This is a genomic window from Enterococcus casseliflavus (assembly GCF_029215545.1).
Lineage (GTDB): Bacteria > Bacillota > Bacilli > Lactobacillales > Enterococcaceae > Enterococcus_D > Enterococcus_D casseliflavus.
Genome location: NZ_CP119393.1, coordinates 2,866,212 through 2,885,682, shown reverse-complemented (window position 1 = coordinate 2,885,682; position 19,471 = coordinate 2,866,212). Strand labels below are relative to the sequence as shown.

The 19,471-nt window shown below is 43.9% G+C and carries 16 protein-coding genes; 13 read left to right on the top strand and 3 right to left on the bottom strand.

Features of this window, described 5'->3' with window-relative positions; genetic code table 11:
* Positions 1-248: 248 nt before the first annotated feature.
* From P0G38_RS13690 to P0G38_RS13665, 6 genes are all read left to right on the top strand, one after another.
* Positions 249-1,556 carry an NAD(P)/FAD-dependent oxidoreductase gene (locus tag P0G38_RS13690; protein WP_275852076.1) on the top strand — a complete coding sequence of 436 codons (1,308 nt, stop codon included), beginning with the start codon at positions 249-251 and terminating at the stop codon, positions 1,554-1,556.
* Positions 1,546-2,988: an AcpB/EbpR/MafR family transcriptional regulator gene (locus P0G38_RS13685; protein ID WP_074536363.1), complete on the top strand. Its 1,443-nt coding sequence runs from the start codon at positions 1,546-1,548 to the stop codon at positions 2,986-2,988. The genes P0G38_RS13690 and P0G38_RS13685 overlap by 11 nt, the downstream gene beginning before the upstream one ends.
* Before the next feature lie 131 nt (positions 2,989-3,119).
* A complete protein-coding gene (gene glpK, locus P0G38_RS13680) occupies positions 3,120-4,640 on the top strand; it encodes a glycerol kinase GlpK (protein ID WP_005225176.1) in 1,521 nt (506 codons plus the stop codon).
* A 3-nt stretch (positions 4,641-4,643) separates the two neighbouring features.
* Positions 4,644-6,473 carry a type 1 glycerol-3-phosphate oxidase gene (glpO, locus tag P0G38_RS13675; protein ID WP_015509063.1) on the top strand — a complete coding sequence of 610 codons (1,830 nt, stop codon included), beginning with the start codon at positions 4,644-4,646 and terminating at the stop codon, positions 6,471-6,473.
* Entirely contained in the window at positions 6,466-7,182 is a 717-nt protein-coding gene (locus P0G38_RS13670; protein ID WP_005225178.1) for an MIP/aquaporin family protein, read from the top strand. The genes glpO and P0G38_RS13670 overlap by 8 nt, the downstream gene beginning before the upstream one ends.
* Before the next feature lie 90 nt (positions 7,183-7,272).
* Positions 7,273-8,331 carry an alpha/beta hydrolase gene (locus P0G38_RS13665; protein ID WP_050759597.1) on the top strand — a complete coding sequence of 353 codons (1,059 nt, stop codon included), beginning with the start codon at positions 7,273-7,275 and terminating at the stop codon, positions 8,329-8,331.
* A gap of 59 nt (positions 8,332-8,390) precedes the next feature.
* On the opposite strand, the gene nrdF is transcribed toward P0G38_RS13665, so the two are convergent.
* From nrdF to nrdH, 3 genes are all read right to left on the bottom strand, one after another.
* Positions 8,391-9,356: a class 1b ribonucleoside-diphosphate reductase subunit beta gene (gene nrdF / locus P0G38_RS13660; RefSeq protein WP_005225180.1), complete on the bottom strand. Its 966-nt coding sequence runs from the start codon at positions 9,354-9,356 to the stop codon at positions 8,391-8,393.
* 97 nt (positions 9,357-9,453) lie between these two features.
* Positions 9,454-11,613, bottom strand: a complete 2,160-nt coding sequence (nrdE, locus tag P0G38_RS13655) for a class 1b ribonucleoside-diphosphate reductase subunit alpha (RefSeq protein ID WP_005225181.1) — start codon at positions 11,611-11,613, stop codon at positions 9,454-9,456.
* Positions 11,614-11,710: 97 nt separating this feature from the next.
* Positions 11,711-11,935, bottom strand: a complete 225-nt coding sequence (gene nrdH, locus P0G38_RS13650) for a glutaredoxin-like protein NrdH (RefSeq protein WP_005225182.1) — start codon at positions 11,933-11,935, stop codon at positions 11,711-11,713.
* A gap of 357 nt (positions 11,936-12,292) precedes the next feature.
* Between nrdH and P0G38_RS13645 the strand changes: the two genes are divergently transcribed.
* The 7 genes from P0G38_RS13645 (at position 12,293) to P0G38_RS13615 (ending at position 19,306) form a co-directional block, all read left to right on the top strand.
* On the top strand, positions 12,293-12,760 hold the full coding sequence (locus tag P0G38_RS13645; protein ID WP_060793026.1) for a FeoA family protein: 468 nt from the start codon (positions 12,293-12,295) through the stop codon (positions 12,758-12,760).
* Positions 12,760-14,898 (top strand): ferrous iron transport protein B, encoded by a 2,139-nt coding sequence (gene feoB / locus P0G38_RS13640; protein WP_074536364.1) that lies wholly within the window; start codon positions 12,760-12,762, stop codon positions 14,896-14,898. The genes P0G38_RS13645 and feoB overlap by 1 nt, the downstream gene beginning before the upstream one ends.
* The gene (locus tag P0G38_RS13635; protein WP_010747544.1) at positions 14,895-15,026 is read left to right on the top strand and encodes a hypothetical protein; all 132 of its coding nucleotides are present in this window, start codon (positions 14,895-14,897) and stop codon (positions 15,024-15,026) included. The genes feoB and P0G38_RS13635 overlap by 4 nt, the downstream gene beginning before the upstream one ends.
* A 280-nt stretch (positions 15,027-15,306) precedes the next feature.
* Positions 15,307-16,572 carry a CapA family protein gene (locus P0G38_RS13630; RefSeq protein WP_074536365.1) on the top strand — a complete coding sequence of 422 codons (1,266 nt, stop codon included), beginning with the start codon at positions 15,307-15,309 and terminating at the stop codon, positions 16,570-16,572.
* 232 nt (positions 16,573-16,804) lie between these two features.
* Positions 16,805-17,419 carry a hypothetical protein gene (locus P0G38_RS13625; protein ID WP_005225192.1) on the top strand — a complete coding sequence of 205 codons (615 nt, stop codon included), beginning with the start codon at positions 16,805-16,807 and terminating at the stop codon, positions 17,417-17,419.
* A 266-nt stretch (positions 17,420-17,685) separates the two neighbouring features.
* Positions 17,686-18,342: an HAD family hydrolase gene (locus P0G38_RS13620; protein WP_275852051.1), complete on the top strand. Its 657-nt coding sequence runs from the start codon at positions 17,686-17,688 to the stop codon at positions 18,340-18,342.
* 580 nt (positions 18,343-18,922) lie between these two features.
* Positions 18,923-19,306: a DUF7006 family protein gene (locus P0G38_RS13615; RefSeq protein WP_413131487.1), complete on the top strand. Its 384-nt coding sequence runs from the start codon at positions 18,923-18,925 to the stop codon at positions 19,304-19,306.
* The last annotated feature ends 165 nt before the right edge of the window (positions 19,307-19,471 follow it).

The following is a 19,471-nucleotide window of genomic DNA, read 5'->3' as shown; positions in this document are numbered from 1 at the left end:
GCATGATCCTAGTGATGATGCAACCAAGTCTCGATTGGCTGGTTTTTTTTTGCATTTTTCTTTTTTTAGCGAATTTTTTAATGAGCGCTGTTTGGCTGATGACAGCGGAACCTCAAGGTACGGTCATTCAGATTTTTTTTGATTTGAAAACATCTTACTATATCTGGTGCAAAAAAATAGTCAGCCTGATAGCTTTTTACTCGTCAAATGAGAGCGTTTCATTTAAGCTAAGGGAGAGAGGTGATCCAATGAAAATCGTTATCATAGGCGGGTCCTTTGGGGGTGTCAGCTGCGCCCGTGAAGCACGCCGATTATACCCTGACGCAGAGATTTTATTGATAGAAAAAAAAGCCCATCTTGGGTTTGTTCCAAGCGGTTTGTTATTGCTGATCGAAGGCAGGATCGCATCGCTGGAAGAAGCATTCTTTTGTACGAAGGAGCAGCTTGAGGCAGAAACGATCGACGTTGCCTTAGAAGAAACGCTTCTGGAGATTTTTCCTTCGGATCATCGGATTCGAACGGATAAGCGAGAACTAAGTTATGATCGACTCGTCTTGGCAGCAGGCTCCAGTCAAGATTCCACTGTTTTGCCACAACCAGAAGAAGCACTACTGACCTACAAGGAATATGAGGCAGCCAAGCATTTCTTGCAGCAATTGCCCCAAGCAGAGTCGATTACCATCGTAGGTGCTGGTCAAGCGGGGATGGAAGCGGCGAATACCTTGACTGCGATCGGAAAAAAAGTCAGTGTGATCGAATCAATGTCATATCCTTTATTCAAGTACTTTGATCACGATTTTTTGCAGCCCTTTTTAACGGAGATCGAAAAAATCCCCAACTTGCAGCTGCATTGGTCCAAGCCAACTTTGGCAGTCGTTAAAACGGAAACAGGCTTTCGGATCGAAACCGCCGATCAAGGCTATGAAAGCGATCTGGTATTGACGACAGTCAACGTTCATCCTCGCTTGCCAGAGGCATTTGCGGTCTTTGAATTACACAGTGATCAAACCATCTGGACAGATGCTTACTTGGAAACTTCTGCCACGGATATTTTTGCGGTCGGCGATTTGATCCAAATTCCCAATGCTATTACGAAAGACACGGTCTATATGCCCTTAGTCAACAATGCCGTTCGCTCAGGGATCGCAGCAGCTCGCAATCTGGCAAGCAAAACCATCCCGTTTCGTGGCGGATTGCGGACAGTCGGTACGCAACTGTTTGGGTGGTACTTAGCAAGCACCGGCTTGACCGAGTCGGATCGGTTTTTCTTCGAATCTCCGATCGTCTGTCATACGTTTACTGCCGCCAGTTCCTTGTTTGATCCAACACAGGTTCATGGAAAAGTGATGATCGAACAAGCCAGCGGCCGAATCGTTGGTGCGCAGCTTTTATCAAAAGCCAATATTTTGGAAAAAATCAATTTACTAGCGTTTGCGATCGAGCAGCAGGCAACGATGGAGGAGTTGACCCAAAAAGACTTTTTCTTCCATCCACGGTTCACTAATGTAATCGACGAAACTTTTCTATGGTCGGGAAGTGATGCCGATGAGACTTGATCAGTTATTAGAAAAAAAAGAAGCAAAGCAATTGCAGCTGATCAAAAAGCTTTTACTGGTGGGCGGAAAAATGGAGCTGCACGAGCTGGCGAGCTATCTTGGCATCAGTAAGCCTTCCTTGGAAAAATATGTGGAGGAGTTGCAAGATGAGCTGGCTCACTACCAAGAGCAGTGTCAGTTGTATTATCGAAAAGGTGTCCTGGTCTTTGAAATGAGTCCCACTTTTTCCCTCAATCAAATCGAATGGGCGTTTTATCGTTCAGCATTGAAATTTCAAATCCTCGAGCATCTTTTGCAGCATCAAGAGGTGACCACTGTCCAGCTGGCACAAAAATTAGCGGTCAGCGAGTCATCCTTGTTTCGCAAAATCAAAGAGCTAAATGGCTTGCTAGCAGAATTCGAGTTAGAGATCTGGCAAGGAAAGCTGATTGGGGAAGAAACGCAAATTCGTTATTTCTATTTTGAACTCTTTTGGTATGTCCATTCTTTCGACAGTCAGCCGCTGCCGATCGATGAAAAATACGTCGGTCTGATCACACGAGGTCTGAACATGACCTTCACGAAAGAAGCACAACAGCGCTTGTCCCTATGGCTGAGGATCATGAAGGCGCGACTGAAAATTGCTACTCAATCCTTTCAAGTCTTACGGGAGAAAATGGTACCCTACACGAAAGATCCTTTGTTTCAGCAATTACGGGAGTTGGTATTTCGTGGGTTTGGCCATTACGCATTAGAAGTCAGAGAAGAGGAGGCGATGCTGCACTTTGTCTTTTTACTGTCGTTCTCGGTGTTATCCGAACACGATCTGCAAGTGTATATGCTGCAGCGTTCTCGGTTTACGCCAACTGCCTTGACGGATACCTTGATTTTGGAACATATTTTGCATCTCTACCGCCCATCGTTTGTTCCCCGTGAAATCGAAGCCACTTGTTATGGTCACCTGCTGCAGATCCACAGCCGCGTGTATTTTTTCAAAGGGGATGTGGAGGTTTTTGATCGAGAAAATATTTGGCAGTTAGAAGCGCAGCTATCCAGTCGTAACATCCAGCAAATCAGTCACGAACTATTGGATAAGGCTTTAGCAGAGCTTGATATCAAGCCATCTGATAAAAATAGTTTGTTGATGATGACGATGGTCAAATACTTGAGTGTGATCACGATCATCGATTATCAAATCAATCGGGAGTTTCGCGTCGGGATCGCTTTGAAAATGGATGAACTGTTTAAAGAAGCCCTCTACTACATGTGGCTGCTGTATCTCAAAAATTTGAATGGCGTAGTCGTAGAACGCTATCGCCCAGAACAAGAATATGACTTGATCTTGGCAAATTATGCTATCGAGACGAAAACACCGACTTATCGAATCAGTGAACTAGGTACCGCTTATGATCGGGAAACGATCAAAAAAATGATCCGCGAACGCTTTCAATAGTGGATTTCGTCAATTTCTTAGAAATTTGAAAAAAAATTGACGAACCACATAGCGAAAGTTCAGCTAAAATAAAAGCAAGTCAGAAAGCGCTAACAAGAAAAGCGTATAAAAAACTAAAGGGAGCGAATCAAATGGCAGAAAAAAATTATGTAATGGCGATCGACCAAGGAACCACTAGTTCAAGAGCAATTATTTTTGATCGTAATGGGAAAAAAATCGGTAGTTCACAAAAAGAGTTTCCGCAATACTTTCCAAAATCGGGTTGGGTAGAACACAACGCCAACGAAATTTGGAACTCTGTCCAATCAGTCATCGCAGGGGCATTTATTGAATCAGGTATCCGACCAGAAGCAATCGCCGGCATCGGGATCACCAACCAGCGTGAAACGACAGTGGTTTGGGACAAAACGACAGGCCAGCCGATCGCAAATGCAATCGTTTGGCAATCCCGCCAATCTTCACCGATCGCTGACCAATTAAAAGCAGATGGCCATACAGAGATGATCCATGAAAAAACTGGGTTAGTCATTGATGCGTATTTCTCAGCGACCAAGGTGCGCTGGCTTTTAGACAATATCGAAGGGGCACAAGAAAAGGCGGATAATGGTGAGCTACTCTTCGGAACGATCGATTCATGGCTTGTGTGGAAACTGACAGATGGACAAGTCCATGTCACCGACTACTCCAATGCTAGTCGGACGATGCTTTACAACATTCATAAATTAGAGTGGGATCAAGAAATTTTGGATCTTTTGAACATTCCAAGCTCGATGTTACCAGAAGTCAAAAGCAACTCAGAAGTCTATGGTCACACCCGCAGCTACCATTTTTACGGCAGTGAAGTACCAATCGCTGGAATGGCTGGGGACCAACAAGCCGCCCTCTTTGGGCAAATGGCCTTTGAAAAAGGCATGATCAAAAATACTTACGGCACTGGGGCATTTATCGTCATGAATACGGGTGAAGAACCACAATTGTCTGACAATGACCTACTGACGACCATCGGGTATGGCATCAACGGCAAAGTCTATTATGCCTTAGAAGGAAGTATCTTCGTTGCTGGATCAGCGATCCAATGGCTGCGGGACGGTCTACGAATGATCGAGTCTTCTCCGCAATCAGAAGAAATAGCTGCCAAAGCAAAAGGCGATAATGAAGTGTATGTGGTGCCTGCCTTTACTGGATTGGGTGCACCTTATTGGGATTCAGATGCAAGAGGAGCCGTCTTTGGCTTGACTCGTGGGACGACGAAGGAAGATTTTGTTCGGGCAACATTGCAAGCTGTTGCGTATCAATCAAAAGATGTCATCGACACGATGAAAAAAGATTCTGGCATCGATATCCCATTGCTGAAAGTCGATGGCGGTGCAGCCAAAAACGATCTATTGATGCAGTTCCAAGCGGACATTTTAGACATTGACGTGCAACGAGCTGCGAATCTGGAAACAACCGCATTAGGTGCAGCTTACTTGGCAGGGCTAGCGGTTGGCTTCTGGAAAGACTTGGATGAATTGAAATCAATGGCAGAAGAAGGGCAAATGTTTACACCAGAAATGCCAGCAGAAGAAAGAGACAATTTGTACGAAGGCTGGAAACAAGCGGTGGCAGCTACTCAGACCTTCAAATTCAAAGCGAAGAAAGAAGGCGAGTAAGCCATGACCTTTTCACATAAAGATCGGAAGCAAACCATTCAAGAAGCGGCAAAGACCACCTATGATGTATTGATCATCGGTGGTGGGATCACTGGCGCGGGGGTTGCTGTTCAAACCGCAGCCGCTGGGATGAAGACGGTGCTTTTGGAAATGCAGGATTTTGCCGAAGGAACGTCTTCGCGGTCCACCAAACTCGTTCATGGCGGTATTCGTTATTTGAAAACCTTTGACGTGGAAGTGGTCGCTGACACCGTGCGGGAACGGGCGATCGTGCAGCAAATTGCTCCGCATATCCCGAAACCAGATCCAATGCTTTTGCCAATCTATGATGAACCAGGGGCAACCTTCTCCTTGTTTTCTGTCAAAGTGGCGATGGATCTTTATGATCGCTTAGCGAATGTGACAGGCAGTAAATACGAAAATTATCTGCTGACGAAAGAAGAGGTCTTAGAACGCGAACCTCAGCTGCAGGCGGAAAACTTAGTCGGTGGCGGTGTCTATCTTGATTTTCGCAACAACGATGCCCGCTTGGTGATCGAAAACATCAAACGAGCACAAGCCGATGGGGCAGCAATGATCAGTAAAGCCAAAGTCGTCGGCATCTTACATGATGAGCAAGGCATCATCAATGGGGTAGAAGTGGAGGATCAACTGACAAACGAGCGCTTTGAGGTTCACGCCAAAGTCGTGATCAACACGACAGGCCCTTGGTCAGACATCGTTCGTCAATTAGACAAGAATGATGAGCTGCCGCCACAAATGCGTCCGACGAAAGGTGTCCATTTAGTGGTCGATCGGGAAAAACTAAAAGTGCCGCAACCAACCTACTTCGATACTGGGAAAAATGATGGTCGGATGGTTTTCGTGGTACCAAGAGAAAATAAGACCTATTTTGGCACAACCGATACGGATTATACAGGCGATTTCGCCCATCCAACGGTCACGCAAGAAGATGTTGATTATCTACTGACCATCGTGAATGAACGCTTCCCTCACGCTCAGATCACCCTTGATGATATCGAAGCGAGCTGGGCAGGATTGCGTCCGTTGATTGTGAATAATGGCGGGTCTGATTACAATGGCGGTGGTAAAGGCAAACTATCGGATGAAAGCTTTGAGCAGATCGTTGAAAGCGTCAAAGAGTATCTTGAAGATGAGCGGCAGCGACCAGTCGTAGAAAAAGCCGTAAAACAAGCACAAGAACGAGTAGAAGCCAGCAAAGTGGATCCATCGCAAGTTTCTCGCGGCAGCAGTTTGGAACGCTCAAAAGACGGACTATTGACGTTGGCAGGGGGAAAAATCACCGATTATCGCTTGATGGCGGAAGGAGCAGTCAAACGGATCAATGAATTGCTCCAAGAAAGCGGTGCATCCTTCGAGTTGGTGGATTCAACCACGTACCCAGTTTCTGGTGGTGAGCTTGATGCAGCCAATGTAGAGGAAGACTTAGCGAAGCTGGCTGACCAAGCGCAAGCCGCTGGATTCGATGAAGCCGCTGCAACGTATTTGGCTCATCTTTATGGGTCGAATCTTCCCCAAGTGTTGAACTACAAGACGAAGTTTGAGGGCTTAGATGAAAAAGAAAGTACGGCCTTGAACTATTCCTTGCATGAAGAAATGGTTCTGACGCCTGTCGATTATCTATTGCGTCGGACCAACCATATCCTATTTATGCGAGACACCTTAGATGAAGTCAAAGCCGGTGTCGTTGCAGCTATGACCGACTTCTTTGGCTGGAGCGAGGAAGAAAAAGCAGCCCATGTAGCAGAATTGAACCAAGTGATCGCAGAATCAGATTTAACAGCCTTAAAAGGAGGAAAAAAAGATGAATGAAACAACCCAGATCTTTAGTGAATTTCTAGGAACGGCTATTTTGGTTTTGTTAGGGGATGGTGTGTGTGCGGCTGTCAATCTGAAAAAGAGTAAAGCAGAAGCCTCTGGCTGGATCGTGATCGCAATGGGCTGGGCGACAGCGGTAACGATTGCCGTTTACGTTTCAGGGTACATGGGACCTGCTCACTTGAATCCAGCCGTTACATTAGGCATGGCGATGACGGGGAATTTTTCTTGGAGCTTGGCTGTACCGTTTATGCTGGCACAAATTGCTGGTGCGATCGTAGGGGCGATCCTCGTTTGGCTCAACTACTTGCCATTATGGGATGAAACAAAAGACCAAGGCGCGATTTTAGGTACCTTTGCAACAGGGCCTGCAGTTCGTAATTTAGTATCGAATACCATCACTGAAGTGATTGGTACCTTTGTCTTAGTCTTTGGCTTATTGGCTTTTGGTGCCAATACCTTTACGGATGGATTAAATCCCATCGTCGTTGGGATCTTGATCTTAGCGATCGGGCTGTCGCTTGGTGGACCAACAGGCTATGCCATCAATCCGGCACGGGACTTAGGACCACGGATCGCTCACCAAATCTTGCCAATCAAAAACAAAGGGACTTCCGATTGGGGCTATGCGTTAGTACCAATCATCGGTCCAATGATCGGGGCAGCGATCGCTGCTGGTTTGTTTATGATGTTGCCATTATAAACGATGTTATTTTAAGGATGATGCCTATTGGTATCATCCTTTTTTAATCTTTAGCGATTGTCATTGAATTTGCTAAAAAAACATGGTTAAATGAAAAAGCTGAAACAGAAAGAAGGAAGGAGCTTTTACTTGAAAAAAATTCTGCGCTTTTTCATGTGGGTGGCGATTGTCCTGATCGGACTCTTAGCTGCCGTTTTTCTGGCTTTTCAACTCTCCCCACGACCGGGGGCTTTTTTGATCGGTCATCTGTTTAACCAAGAAGTGACCATCAAGGATGAGGCAGCTTATCAAAAAAGTTTGCCGAATGTGACGGTCAAACAGGACTTGACGTATCAATCGGATTATCAACGTAGTACCTTTGATCTATATTATCCCAAAGAGGCACAAGAAGGCCCTGTTCCAGTCATTTTTTGGGTCCATGGGGGCGGCTATGTCGGCGGAGACAAAGAAGGGGTCAAAGAGTTTGCGACCTATGTCGTCGATGAAACCAAAGCCGCTGTGATTTCGATTAATTATGAATGGGCGCCAAGTTTGCATTATCCGGGACAGGTCAAACAATTAGCCCAAGCGGTAGACTCGATCAAAGCAGATGCCCAAGCATACCCCATGCTTGATTTCGATCAACTCTTCTTTGGTGGAGATTCTGCAGGTGCCCAAATTGCCGGGCAATATGTGGCGCTGCAAACCAATCCAGCGTATGCGAAGGAAATGTCCTTTGATCAAGACATTCCTGCATCGGCCCTGAAAGGGTTTATTTCCTATTGCGGACCGCTTGATTTGAAGCAGATCGCTGGGACTTCTTCAGATGATCGCTTTATGAAATTCTTTGTCAAAACGGTGGCTTGGTCGTTATTAGGAAAAAAAGAATGGCAAGATAGTCCCCAACTGCAGGAAATCTCACTGGTGGATAAATTGACGGCTGATTTTCCACCAACGTATATCACGGATGGCAATGCCTATTCCTTTGAAGACCAAGGCATTGCCTTTGCCAACCAGCTGCAAGCTCTTGATATTCCCGTGACGAGTCGCTTTTACAAAGGGGATTCGGAAACGGTGACCCACGAATACCAATTTGATTATAGCTTGCCCCAAGCACAGGCCTGTTTGACAGAAACGTTGACCTTTATCAAAGACCAGTTGGCTCACTAAAAAACACCTTGTTTCTCACCCTCAATTGGCGAGAAACAAGGTGTTTATTTGTCAGCAGATCAATCAAGTCCGATGAAGTAGTCATCGTCTTTCATCGCTTCCACGGAACCAAGCAGATACCCGTTCCCAACTTGTGAGAAGAAGTCGTGGTTGCTGGTACCAGTTGAAATACCGTTCATGACGATTGGATTGACATCGTTGGCGGTATCTGGGAAAAGCGGGTCTTGACCTAGATTCATCAAAGCCTTATTGGCATTGTAACGCAAGAAGGTTTTGACTTCTTCGGTCCAGCCGATCTCATCGTATAATTCTTCGGTATAACGCTCTTCATTTTCATACAACTCATACAACAAATCGTACATCCAGTCTTTCAGCTTTTGCTGTTCGTCTTCTGGTAATTCGTTGAAACCTAATTGGAATTTGTAGCCGATATACGTGCCGTGAACGGATTCGTCACGAATGATCAATTTGATGATCTCCGCTACGTTCGCTAGTTTGTTATTGCCTAAGTAGTAAAGGGGTGTATAGAAACCTGAATAGAATAAGAAGGTCTCTAGAAATACACTGGCGATTTTTTTCTCTAGCGGTGTGCCATTTTTGTAGATCTCATTGATTCGTTCGGCTTTCTTTTGCAAATATGGATTGGTGTTGGTCCATTCAAAAATATCAGCGATCTCCGCTTTTGTATTCAGGGTGCTGAAAATCGATGAATAGCTTTTTGCATGGACAGATTCCATAAATTGGATGTTGTTCAAGACCGCTTCTTCATGTGGGGTGCGGACATCTTTACGCAGTTGATCCATACCGCTTTCTGATTGAACGGTATCTAATAAAGTCAAGCCGCCAAAGACGTAGCCCACCGTTGTTTTTTCTAATGGAGATAGCGTCCGCCAGTCATCAAGGTCATTTGATAAAGGGATCCGCGTATCTAACCAGAATTGTTCTGTTAATTTTTCCCAAGTGGATTTATCGATGATATCTTCGATCTCATTCCAGTTGATTGCTTCATAGTAAGTCTTACCCATAGTCGGTTCCTCCAATAATCGTATCAAGACAACAGCCGACCCGCTGTCAAGAAAGAGCAGGGGCAGGCGGTTGGTTCGTTTTCAGGCAAAAGTTGGATTAGATGACGCAGCTTTCACATTGGTTGCTGCCGATCTCTTCTGCATCATCTGTAAAGGTCCGTACATAGTAGATCGATTTGATGCCTTTGTGGAAAGCGTAGTGACGCAAAATGTTCAAATCACGGGTGGTTTGTTTTGTCGTTTCTTTCCATTCGTAAAGACCTTCTGGAATATCTGAACGCATAAACAAGGTCATACTCATACCTTGATCGACGTGTTTTTGAGCAGTTGCGTAAACATCGATCACTTTGCGCATATCCATATCGTAGGCTGATTTGTAGTAGCCGATCGTCTCATTGCTCAAGTAAGGTGCTGGATAGTAGATCTTGCCGATTTTCTTTTCTTGGCGTTCTTCGATCATCCGTGTGATTGGGTGGATGCTGGCACTCGTATCATTGATATAAGAGATCGAACCATTTGGTGCAACGGCTAGGCGGTTTTGGTGATACAAGCCGGTTTCTTTGACGGTTTGTGCCAAGGCTGCCCAATCTTCACCAGTTGGTAAAAAGACGCCTTCGAACAATGCTTTGACTTTTTCCGATTTTGGTTGGTAGTCACCTTGGATATAATCGGTGAAGTAGCTGCCGTCTGCATACGCTGATTTTTCAAAGTTATGGAAAACTTCGCCTTTTTCTTTGGCGATGGCATTGCTTTCAACCAATGTCCAATAGTTCAACAACATGAAATAAAGATCAGTAAATTCAAGGGATTCTGGTGAACCATATTCCATTTGATTTTTTGCAAAATAGGTATGCAAGCCCATTGCGCCTAAACCGATCGTGTGGTTCAAGGCATTCCCATTTTGGATCGATGGTACTACGTCAATGTCAGACGCATCAGTAACAAAGGTCAAGGCACGAGTCATTGCTCGAACAGATTTCCCAAAGTCAGGGCTGTCCATCAAGTTCACGATATTGGTGGAACCTAAGTTACAGCTGATATCTGTTCCTAAAACTTCGTATTCTTGTTTGCCGTTGATCTCAGATGGTGCTTGGACTTGAAGGATCTCGGAACAAAGATTACTCATGATGATCTTGCCATCAATTGGGTTGCTGCGGTTTGCTGTATCGATATTGATGATATAAGGATAACCAGATTCTTGCTGCAATTTAGAAATTTCGTTTTCTAAATCACGGGCTCTGATTTTGGTTTTGCGAATCCGTGGGTTCATGACTAAGTTGTCGTATTCCTTGGTGATATCGACATAAGAGAAGGGTACGCCATATTCTTTTTCGACACTGTAGGGACTAAAGAGATACATCTCTTCATTTTTGCGCGTCAATTCGTAGAATTTGTCCGGTACGATCACGCCTAATGATAAGGTTTTGACACGGATTTTTTCATCCGCATTTTCTTTTTTCGCTGATAAAAAGCTGATGATGTCTGGGTGGAAGACGTTCAAGTAGACCACGCCAGCCCCTTGCCGTTGACCCAATTGGTTTGAGTAGCTGAAGCTATCTTCAAACAATTTCATTACAGGCATCACACCACTTGCTGCCCCTTCGTAGCCTTTGATAGGCGCGCCGGCTTCCCGCAAGTTTGATAACGTGATCCCGACACCGCCACCGATTCGTGAAAGTTGCAGCGCGGAGTTGATCCCACGACCGATCGCGTTCATGTCATCAGTGATTTGGATCAAGAAACAAGAAACCAACTCACCGCGACGTTTGCGTCCTGCATTCAAGAAAGAAGGGGTTGCTGGTTGGTAACGTTGGTAGATCATTTCATCTGCCAAGCTCATTGCTAACTCTTCATTGCCATCCGCAAAGTAAAGGGCGTTGAAAGCGACCCGATCTTCGTAACGTTCTAGATACGCGGTACCATCATTCGTTTTTAATGCGTATTGGGAATAAAACTTGTAAGCAGCCATAAATGATTTGAAAGTAAAGTGTTGCTCATCTAAGAATTGATACAATTGCTCAATAAAGGCAGGGCGATACTTTTTGATAAATTCCTCTTCTAAATAATCATTTTCAATCAAATAATTGATTTTGTCCATTGCAGTCGCAAAGGTTAAGGTATTTGGTTCAACGTTTTCTTTAAAGAATGCCGCTAAGGCTTCTTTGTCTTTATTTAATGGAATTTGACCATCTACTGGACGGTTGATCTCATTATTCAATTTGAAATAACTGACATCTTTGATTTCTTTCAAGCTCATAAATGGCTAACCTCTTTTCTTGTTTTGTTCGTATAAAAAAGGACTTGCGGTCTGGACGACTGACAAATCCCTCAAAAGCATCACATTGAGAAAAATCTTAGCTCGCTAATTGACGTAGTTGATCTGGACGGAAACCGATGATCGTTTGCGCATCAGAGGTAATGACTGGCACACTTTGGAATCCTTGTTCTTTCAAAAATTCTAATGCTTCAGGCTCATTATCAATATTGATTTCTTCAAAGGCAATCTGATTTTCACTTAAAAAGCGTTTCGCCATTTTACATTGCATGCAGTTATTTTTCGAAAATAGTTTGATATTCATAATTGTTTCCTCCGAGTTGTAATAGTTATAAACCTAGTATAAATAAGTCTCGGAGAAAGTCAACGAAAAAACACTATATCTTGTGCTTGTGAATTCGACATACACAATTTATAGTGTTTCCGTGTTTTTTATGCAAGGGAAAAAAGCGGAAAATACTTAGAATTACAAGGTTTTTGCGTAATTAATACAGGGGATATGCAATCAAAATGAGTAAAAAAAATCCTTATTGTGAAGGAAGATTCAAAGTGAGATCCAAAACAGATTGACTTCTTATGGAAATGGCTCTATTATAATGATAATCATTCTCAATTAAAGTAGGTTAATTATAACAACACTTCACAAAAGGAGTAAGAAGCAATGAAAATGGCGCAAACTCGGGCTTCTGGAACATACAAAATCGACTCGTTGGCAACCACCAAAGAAATCACGGCTCATTTAAATGATCTTGGTATTCGCACGGGCGTTGAAATCGTTGTGGTACAAAAAGATCGCAAAGGCGGCATCATTTTACACCAAGGGACGCGGATCGCTTTAGATGAACGGGTCATGGAACAAATCGATGTCACAGAAACCCAGCAGCAAACCATCATTACCTCTTTGGATCAGCTACAAGTCGGTGAAAGCGGGAAGGTCAATCAGATCGCCGCCAAAGGTGCGGTGCGCCGTCGATTGATGGATATGGGGCTTACGAAAAACGTCCATTTGGAAGTGGTGAAGCTGGCTCCTTTGGGTGATCCGATGGAGATTCGGCTCCGCGGCTATGAATTGTCTTTGAGAAAGCAAGAAGCAGCGTTGGTTTTTGTCGAAAAAGGAGTCGAAGCGTAATGATCTATCACTTTGCATTAGCAGGAAATCCCAATAGCGGGAAAACGAGTACCTTCAATCAATTGACCGGTGCCAAACAAACAGTGGGGAATTGGCCAGGCGTTACCGTGGAACGAAAAGCGGGGCGACTGCGAAAAGACCGACAAGTATTGATCCAAGATCTACCAGGGATCTATTCCTTGTCGCCGTACACACCAGAAGAACTGATTTCTCGCAATTATTTGATGGAAGCATCATTGGATGCGGTGATCAATATTATCGATGGAACCAACCTGGAGCGCAACCTGTATCTAACATTGCAATTATTAGAAATGAATGTCCCGACTGTGGCAGCCATCAACATGATCGACCTATTAAAGAAAAAAGGCTTGCAGATCAATTTCGAAAAGCTGGCTTACGGTCTAGGGGTTCCCGTAGTAGGGATCAGTGCTTTGAAGCAACGCGGCTTAACCAAAATGATCGAGGCAGCGAAGCATGTAGCCAATACACAACCGCTTCCTCCCCGCTACGATGCTCGTCTAGAAGCTGGCTTGACCGAGATCATGGCGATTTTGCCAGAGACGATCCCTCAGCAGCAAAAACGCTGGTTTGCCATAAAACTCTTTGAAAAAGATGAAGCGATTCAGACGATGTGTAAACTGACTGATTCCCAGCAGGCAGTCCTTCAGGAGACGATTTCGATTTTAGAGCTGATCTTTAAAGACAGCAGTGACGCCATTCTCGTCAATGAGCGCTATGGCTTCATTGAAGAATTGTTGGCGCTGGCAGTCATCAAGGAAACAGATCAGCACTTAGCCTTCAGCGACAAAATCGACCGTGTGTTGACCCATCGCGTATTGGCACTACCGATTTTTGCCTTCATTATGTGGGGAATCTACTATTTATCGATTCAGACGATTGGTACGATTGGTACTGATTGGGTCAATGATGTATTATTTGGCACCTGGATTCCCGAAACAGCAGCGCACTGGCTAGAACAGCTGCAAGTCGCCCAGTGGCTGCAAGAACTGATTTTAGACGGCATCGTGGCAGGTGTCGGTGCGGTCTTAGGCTTTTTGCCACAGATCTTCGTGCTGTTTTTTTGTTTGGCTATCTTGGAGGACTGCGGATACATGGCACGGGTGGCATTTGTCATGGACCGCCTGTTTCGCAAGTTTGGTCTATCTGGCAAGTCGTTTATCCCCATGTTGATCGCTACCGGTTGCGGGGTGCCCGGCGTGATGGCAAGCCGAACGATTGAAAATGAAAAGGATCGTCGGTTGACGGTGATGGTCACGACCTTCATGCCTTGTTCTGCCAAATTGCCGATCATCGCATTGATTTCAGGAGCCTTTTTCCCTCAGTATAGTTGGGTCGCCCCATCGGCCTATTTTGTCGGCATGGGTGCTGTGATTTTTTCAGGGATCGTCTTGAAAAAAACGCCTTTATTTGCAGGTGATCTGGCACCATTCATTATGGAACTGCCAGCGTATCACTTGCCGCAGCTCACAACGATTTTGAAAAGTGCCTGTGATCGAGCCATTGCTTTTGTGAAAAAAGCCGGGACGATAATTTTTGTGGCTTGTATCTTTGTCTGGTTTACCTCCAGCTACAGCTTTGCCTTGCAGCGGGTCACAGAAGACCAAAGCATTTTGGCCTTTTTCGGACGACTTTTGGCGCCGCTTTTCGCTCCCCTAGGCTGGGGAACCTGGCGAGGCGCCGTGGCGACGATCACTGGCCTGGTCGCCAAAGAAAATGTGATCGGCACCTTTGGGATCCTTTACGGACAAACCGGGGAGTTGTCAGAAAGCGGGACGGAGATTTGGCAAGTGTTGCGCGGCGATTACACTGCTGTGGCGGCATACTCTTTTCTCGTCTTTAATTTACTATGTGCCCCTTGTTTTGCTGCTATCGGTGCGATCCACCGTGAAATGGGGGACAGCAAGTGGACGTGGTTAGCCATTGGCTATCAATGCGGCTTGGCATACTGCGCCAGCTTGTTGGTCTACCAATTCGGGCACGTCGTCTTTGAAGGCGGACACCTCACGCTGGGTGTTTTCGCGGCAATCCTCATTGCTGGGCTATTGGTATTTGCTCTGTTGAAGAAACCATTCCGCGGGAGTGTACCCTTGATCCAAGTCGTAGGAGGCGAAAAATGATTGCTACAATAATTCTAAGCGGCCTGATTTTTGGCTATGGCACCCGTGTAGTGTACCGCATGGTGAAAAAGGATCATTGTTCTGATTGTCATAGCAGTTGTCCCGTGAAGCATGAGGAAGCAAAGTAGAAAATAGCTTCAGGAAGCAAAAATTTCTGAGGTCAGAGCTACTATAGAAAAGAATAAAAGAAGCGAATCAAACAACTCAGAAGCGAATAAAACAGTTCGATCACGATCGGGCTGTTTTTTTATTCTTTACAAAATGACCTATTAAAGGAATCTCAAATATAGTATAATTATTTAATGAAAAGATATTATTTAGTGGGGATCGCAGGAAAGGGAGCAGGGAACCTCGTTAGAACGTAAACGAAGATAGGTTTTTGATAAAGCAGAGTGAAAGGGTGAGGGCATGAGACAACAACGAAGACGGGAGCGTCAGAAACGCCAGCGGATCATTGTGGGGGTAAGTACAGCGTTGCTGGCAATCATACTTGGAGTGATTTATCTAGTGATTCAAGTGACAAGCATCCCCGAACAGCGTCATACAGCAGAAACGACAAAGGCAACAAAGCCAATGCAAGAAACGAGTAGTTCTACCGAAACAAAGCCAGCAGTAAAAACCATCACAGTGACAGCTAGTGGCGATATGCTTTATCATACACCTGTTTATTTAAGCGCTTACGATGGGAAGCGTTATGATTTTGACAATGATTTTGAGCAAGTCAAACCGCTGATTGCATCGGCGGACCTTGCTTTAGGTGATTTTGAAGGAACCATCAATCCTAATAAACCGCTTGGCGGTTTTCCCTTATTCAACGCCCCTATCGATGCCGTTGCCAGTATCAAAGACGCGGGCTTTGATGTGATTGATCTTGCCCATAACCATATTTTAGATACAGGGATCGAAGGAATCAAAACAACGGCGGCTGCTTTTCACGACCAAGGCTTGGCAACGATTGGTGCCACGGTCGACAATAGCGGAATCCTGGTCAAAGAAGTCAACGGGATCAAAGTTGCTCTCTTGGCCTATGCCTATGGCTTCAATGGCCTTGAAGAAAGCTTAACTCAAGCAGAGTATGACACCTATTTGAAAGACTTGTCGTTAGATAAAGTGGAAGCAGAGATCAAAGAAGCGGAAAGCTTGGCGGATATCACCATCGTGATGCCTCAGTCTGGTGTCGAGTATTCTTTAGAACCAACGGAAGAACAACAAACTGTTTATCGGAAGATGATCGATTTTGGTGCTGATATTATCTTCGGCGGCCATCCGCATGTAGCAGAACCAACCGAAATCATCGAAAAGGACGGTGAAAAGAAATTTATCATTTATTCAATGGGAAACTTATTGTCGAATCAACGTTATGAAACCGTCAATAACAACTATTGGACCGAACGAGGCGTTATCCCAGAAGTTGAAATCTCCAAAGAAGGGCAGCGGACCTATTTAAGCAAGATTGCCATGCATCCGACTTGGGTCTCCAAAGAACCGATCCCTGATCGTACCTATTATGATCCAGAATACGGCGTCTTGCAGGCCTTTGATTTTCAAGTCTACCTTGCCGAAAATTATCTGCCAGATGGGCAATATGCCAAAAATGTCCCTGAAGAAAAGCGCCAGCGGATCGAAACCGCCTACCATGAAATGCTGGAGCTGTTGGATTTGAAGTGGGAGTAGTGAGGGCAAGAAAGCAATCTGGCTAACAGGTTGCTTTTTTATTGGCTATCGAAGAGTATGAACCATGAAATGAAAGTCGATCTATTTTTTAAAACATGACACCAGATCACCATTTATGAACAAAAAATGACACCTCAAGCTGATAAAAATAAGTAATAATGTCAACATAAAGTATTCAGAAATCATTTCCAACTCATTTCTGAATAAATAAGAAAGGAAAGTAGGGTGTATCATGAGAATTATCATATTGACGAAAAATATATCATATGAGATTGATTTGCAGCGGGAGCTGCAGATTTTGAGCCATGAAGTGTTCGTGGGCAGAAGTACCGAAGAGGAGGAATGGTTGATAGAAAGTGCCAAGTTATTTGACTGTTTATTTGTCAGTGAAACAATTGCTGATCCAGAATTTTTATTGCTCAATCAGACATTGGCTCCTTATTATCAACAGCGGATCGTTCGAATCTTGCCAGGGAATGACGAACAAGAAATGATACTGGAAAAAGCGGAAAATGCGACCTATCTTAATCGGTCATTTGTCGAGTTGAGAGAATTTTTGGCGGCTTTGCCACCAAATACTCGCAAGTTAGAAAAGGCATCAGTAACGAAGGAATCGTTCCCTAAATTTCTTAGTCTGCAAGAACAGATCTTTTTCAATAATCTAGCAGAAGAGCAATTTATCAACCGAGAGGACCTTTGCTGGAAAATTTGGGGCAACGGCGGCACGAATTCCCGAAAATCGCAGCTATCGATTTTGGCGAAACGAATCAATGAGAAATTAGATGAATACGACTATACTGAAAAACGCGTCCGTACCGCTTGGGGCAAAGGATATATCTTGCAATAAAAAAGCTAAAAATGGGTTTAACTTTTTATGCCTGATAAATAGGCCTTCAGGTAAATTTGCCTATCTTGTAGAAACGACTCTGTGTTCAAAGCGAGTCGTTTTTTATATAAGTATATTAGCAATAAATGAAGAAGGTTATGGAAAAATATGATAATGCTTTTTTTTAGTGATAAAATAGAGATAATCAGTAATGGAAAGAAATACTGGGTAAATGAAAAAAGCATTTGTAGAAAATTGATGGAATACCTTTTGGAGGAGGAAATATCGTGAAGCAGGTTGAATGTGTGCTATTTGATTTAGATGGAACTTTATTGGATTCAAAAGAATGTAGTGTGAAGGCGACAAAAGCAGCTTTTAAAGAGATGGGACTCAAAGTACCCAGTGAAGTAGTCATTGAACATTATATGGGGATACCGATCGAAGAATCATTTTTTAAAATGTCTGAACAGCCATTAGATCAAGAAACCGCAACGGAATTGATTCGGATTTTCCGAGCCTATTACCAAACCTATGAAGAAAGTACCTTGAAAGTATTTCCAGAAATTCCCCATGTCTTAGAAATCTTAAACAAACGAAAGGTACCTTGTTTCGTCGTTTCAAGTAAGAAGACAGCGGTTGTCAAACGAAACCTAGCTGCTCAGGACCTTGTCGCGTTCTTTGAAGAAATCATCGGCTCTGATGCGGTGACCCACTACAAACCTCATCCCGAAGGAATCAATAAAGTCGTGGCACACTATCAATTTGACCCGACAAAGACGATCATGATAGGAGATGCTATTTTTGATATCCAAATGGGAAAAGCCGCGGGTGTCAAAACGATCGCCGTTACGTGGCGCAGCCACGATCCGAAAAAGCTTTCTGAAGAAAACCCAGATGCTTTGGTAGACGCGCCACGTGAGATTTTAGATTTTCTATATGCATGATCCTTTTTTGTGCTCACAGTGTAAGAGGACGTTTTAGCCTCGCTTATATCTTGGCATGATCCAAAAAGAAAGGACAGATCGTGCTTTTACAACATGCAATTTGAGAACTTTGACCAATGATCGAAACCAGCGATCATTGGTTTTTTGTGCTGTCGTGGGAATGAAGGCGCCACAGCATTGGTTAAAAGCATTCATTTCCATTCGTTCTTTTGGTTGATCGTGTAATCATCGGAAAATCACTGCAAATAGATTCCTTTTGATCTTTCTTCTTGTTGATACAGCAATGCTGGTACGCTGGATTTTTCTCTCTTATTCCTCTGCTAGAGCAAAAAGGAATTATAAGCTTGGAGAAACAAAAAACTATAATGAGAGTAACTGATTTTCTTAGATCATGCATTGGAGGTGAGCGCAGAAAGGGATGCCACCCAAGGATTTCATGTGATTTGAAATACTAGAAGATAAAGCCTTTGTTTTATGTGAAGGGATGTAAGGGCAACTAACGAGGATGGAAATCATTACGATCAAATGAGGGATCAATGCTATCATTGAAGAAAAGCCATGGATGGAAAGGAGTGATTCTGTGTTATCAGAAAAAATAAATGACCCGAAGGATTATCTGTCTTATTCAAAGGAAGTATTGTTAAGCGCTGGGGTACTGACAGCCTATCCGAAACTTTTTACTTATTATAAGGAACTTTGTGTTGACTTCGAAGACATTTACTATGATCGAACAAAGAACTTATTTGATACCTTTCGAGCGCTTCTGGCTGTGGACGCACAGATCCAAATTCTACTGGAACTTGTGACCAATACCAAAACTGACTTATGTCAAGAGCTGGGGATGAAGGAAGAGGAAATTATCAGTATGATCAAGCATGACAAACGGTACTATTATCGCGAGCTTACGGGTCATGCAACTAACCAACTACCTAAATGGGGGTTGATTTATTTAAGTGAAGAGTAAGCTACGCAAAGGATAAGTCACCTTAAAAGTGATCAAATGAAAGCCATTTGACGATCATCAAGGATAAAGGGCATCGAGAAAAAACGAGAGCGTGTTTATGTATGAGTCAGTAAAATAGTCTAGCGAGGTTATCTTGTGATTTGTTATACTAATAGCAAGCGGCTG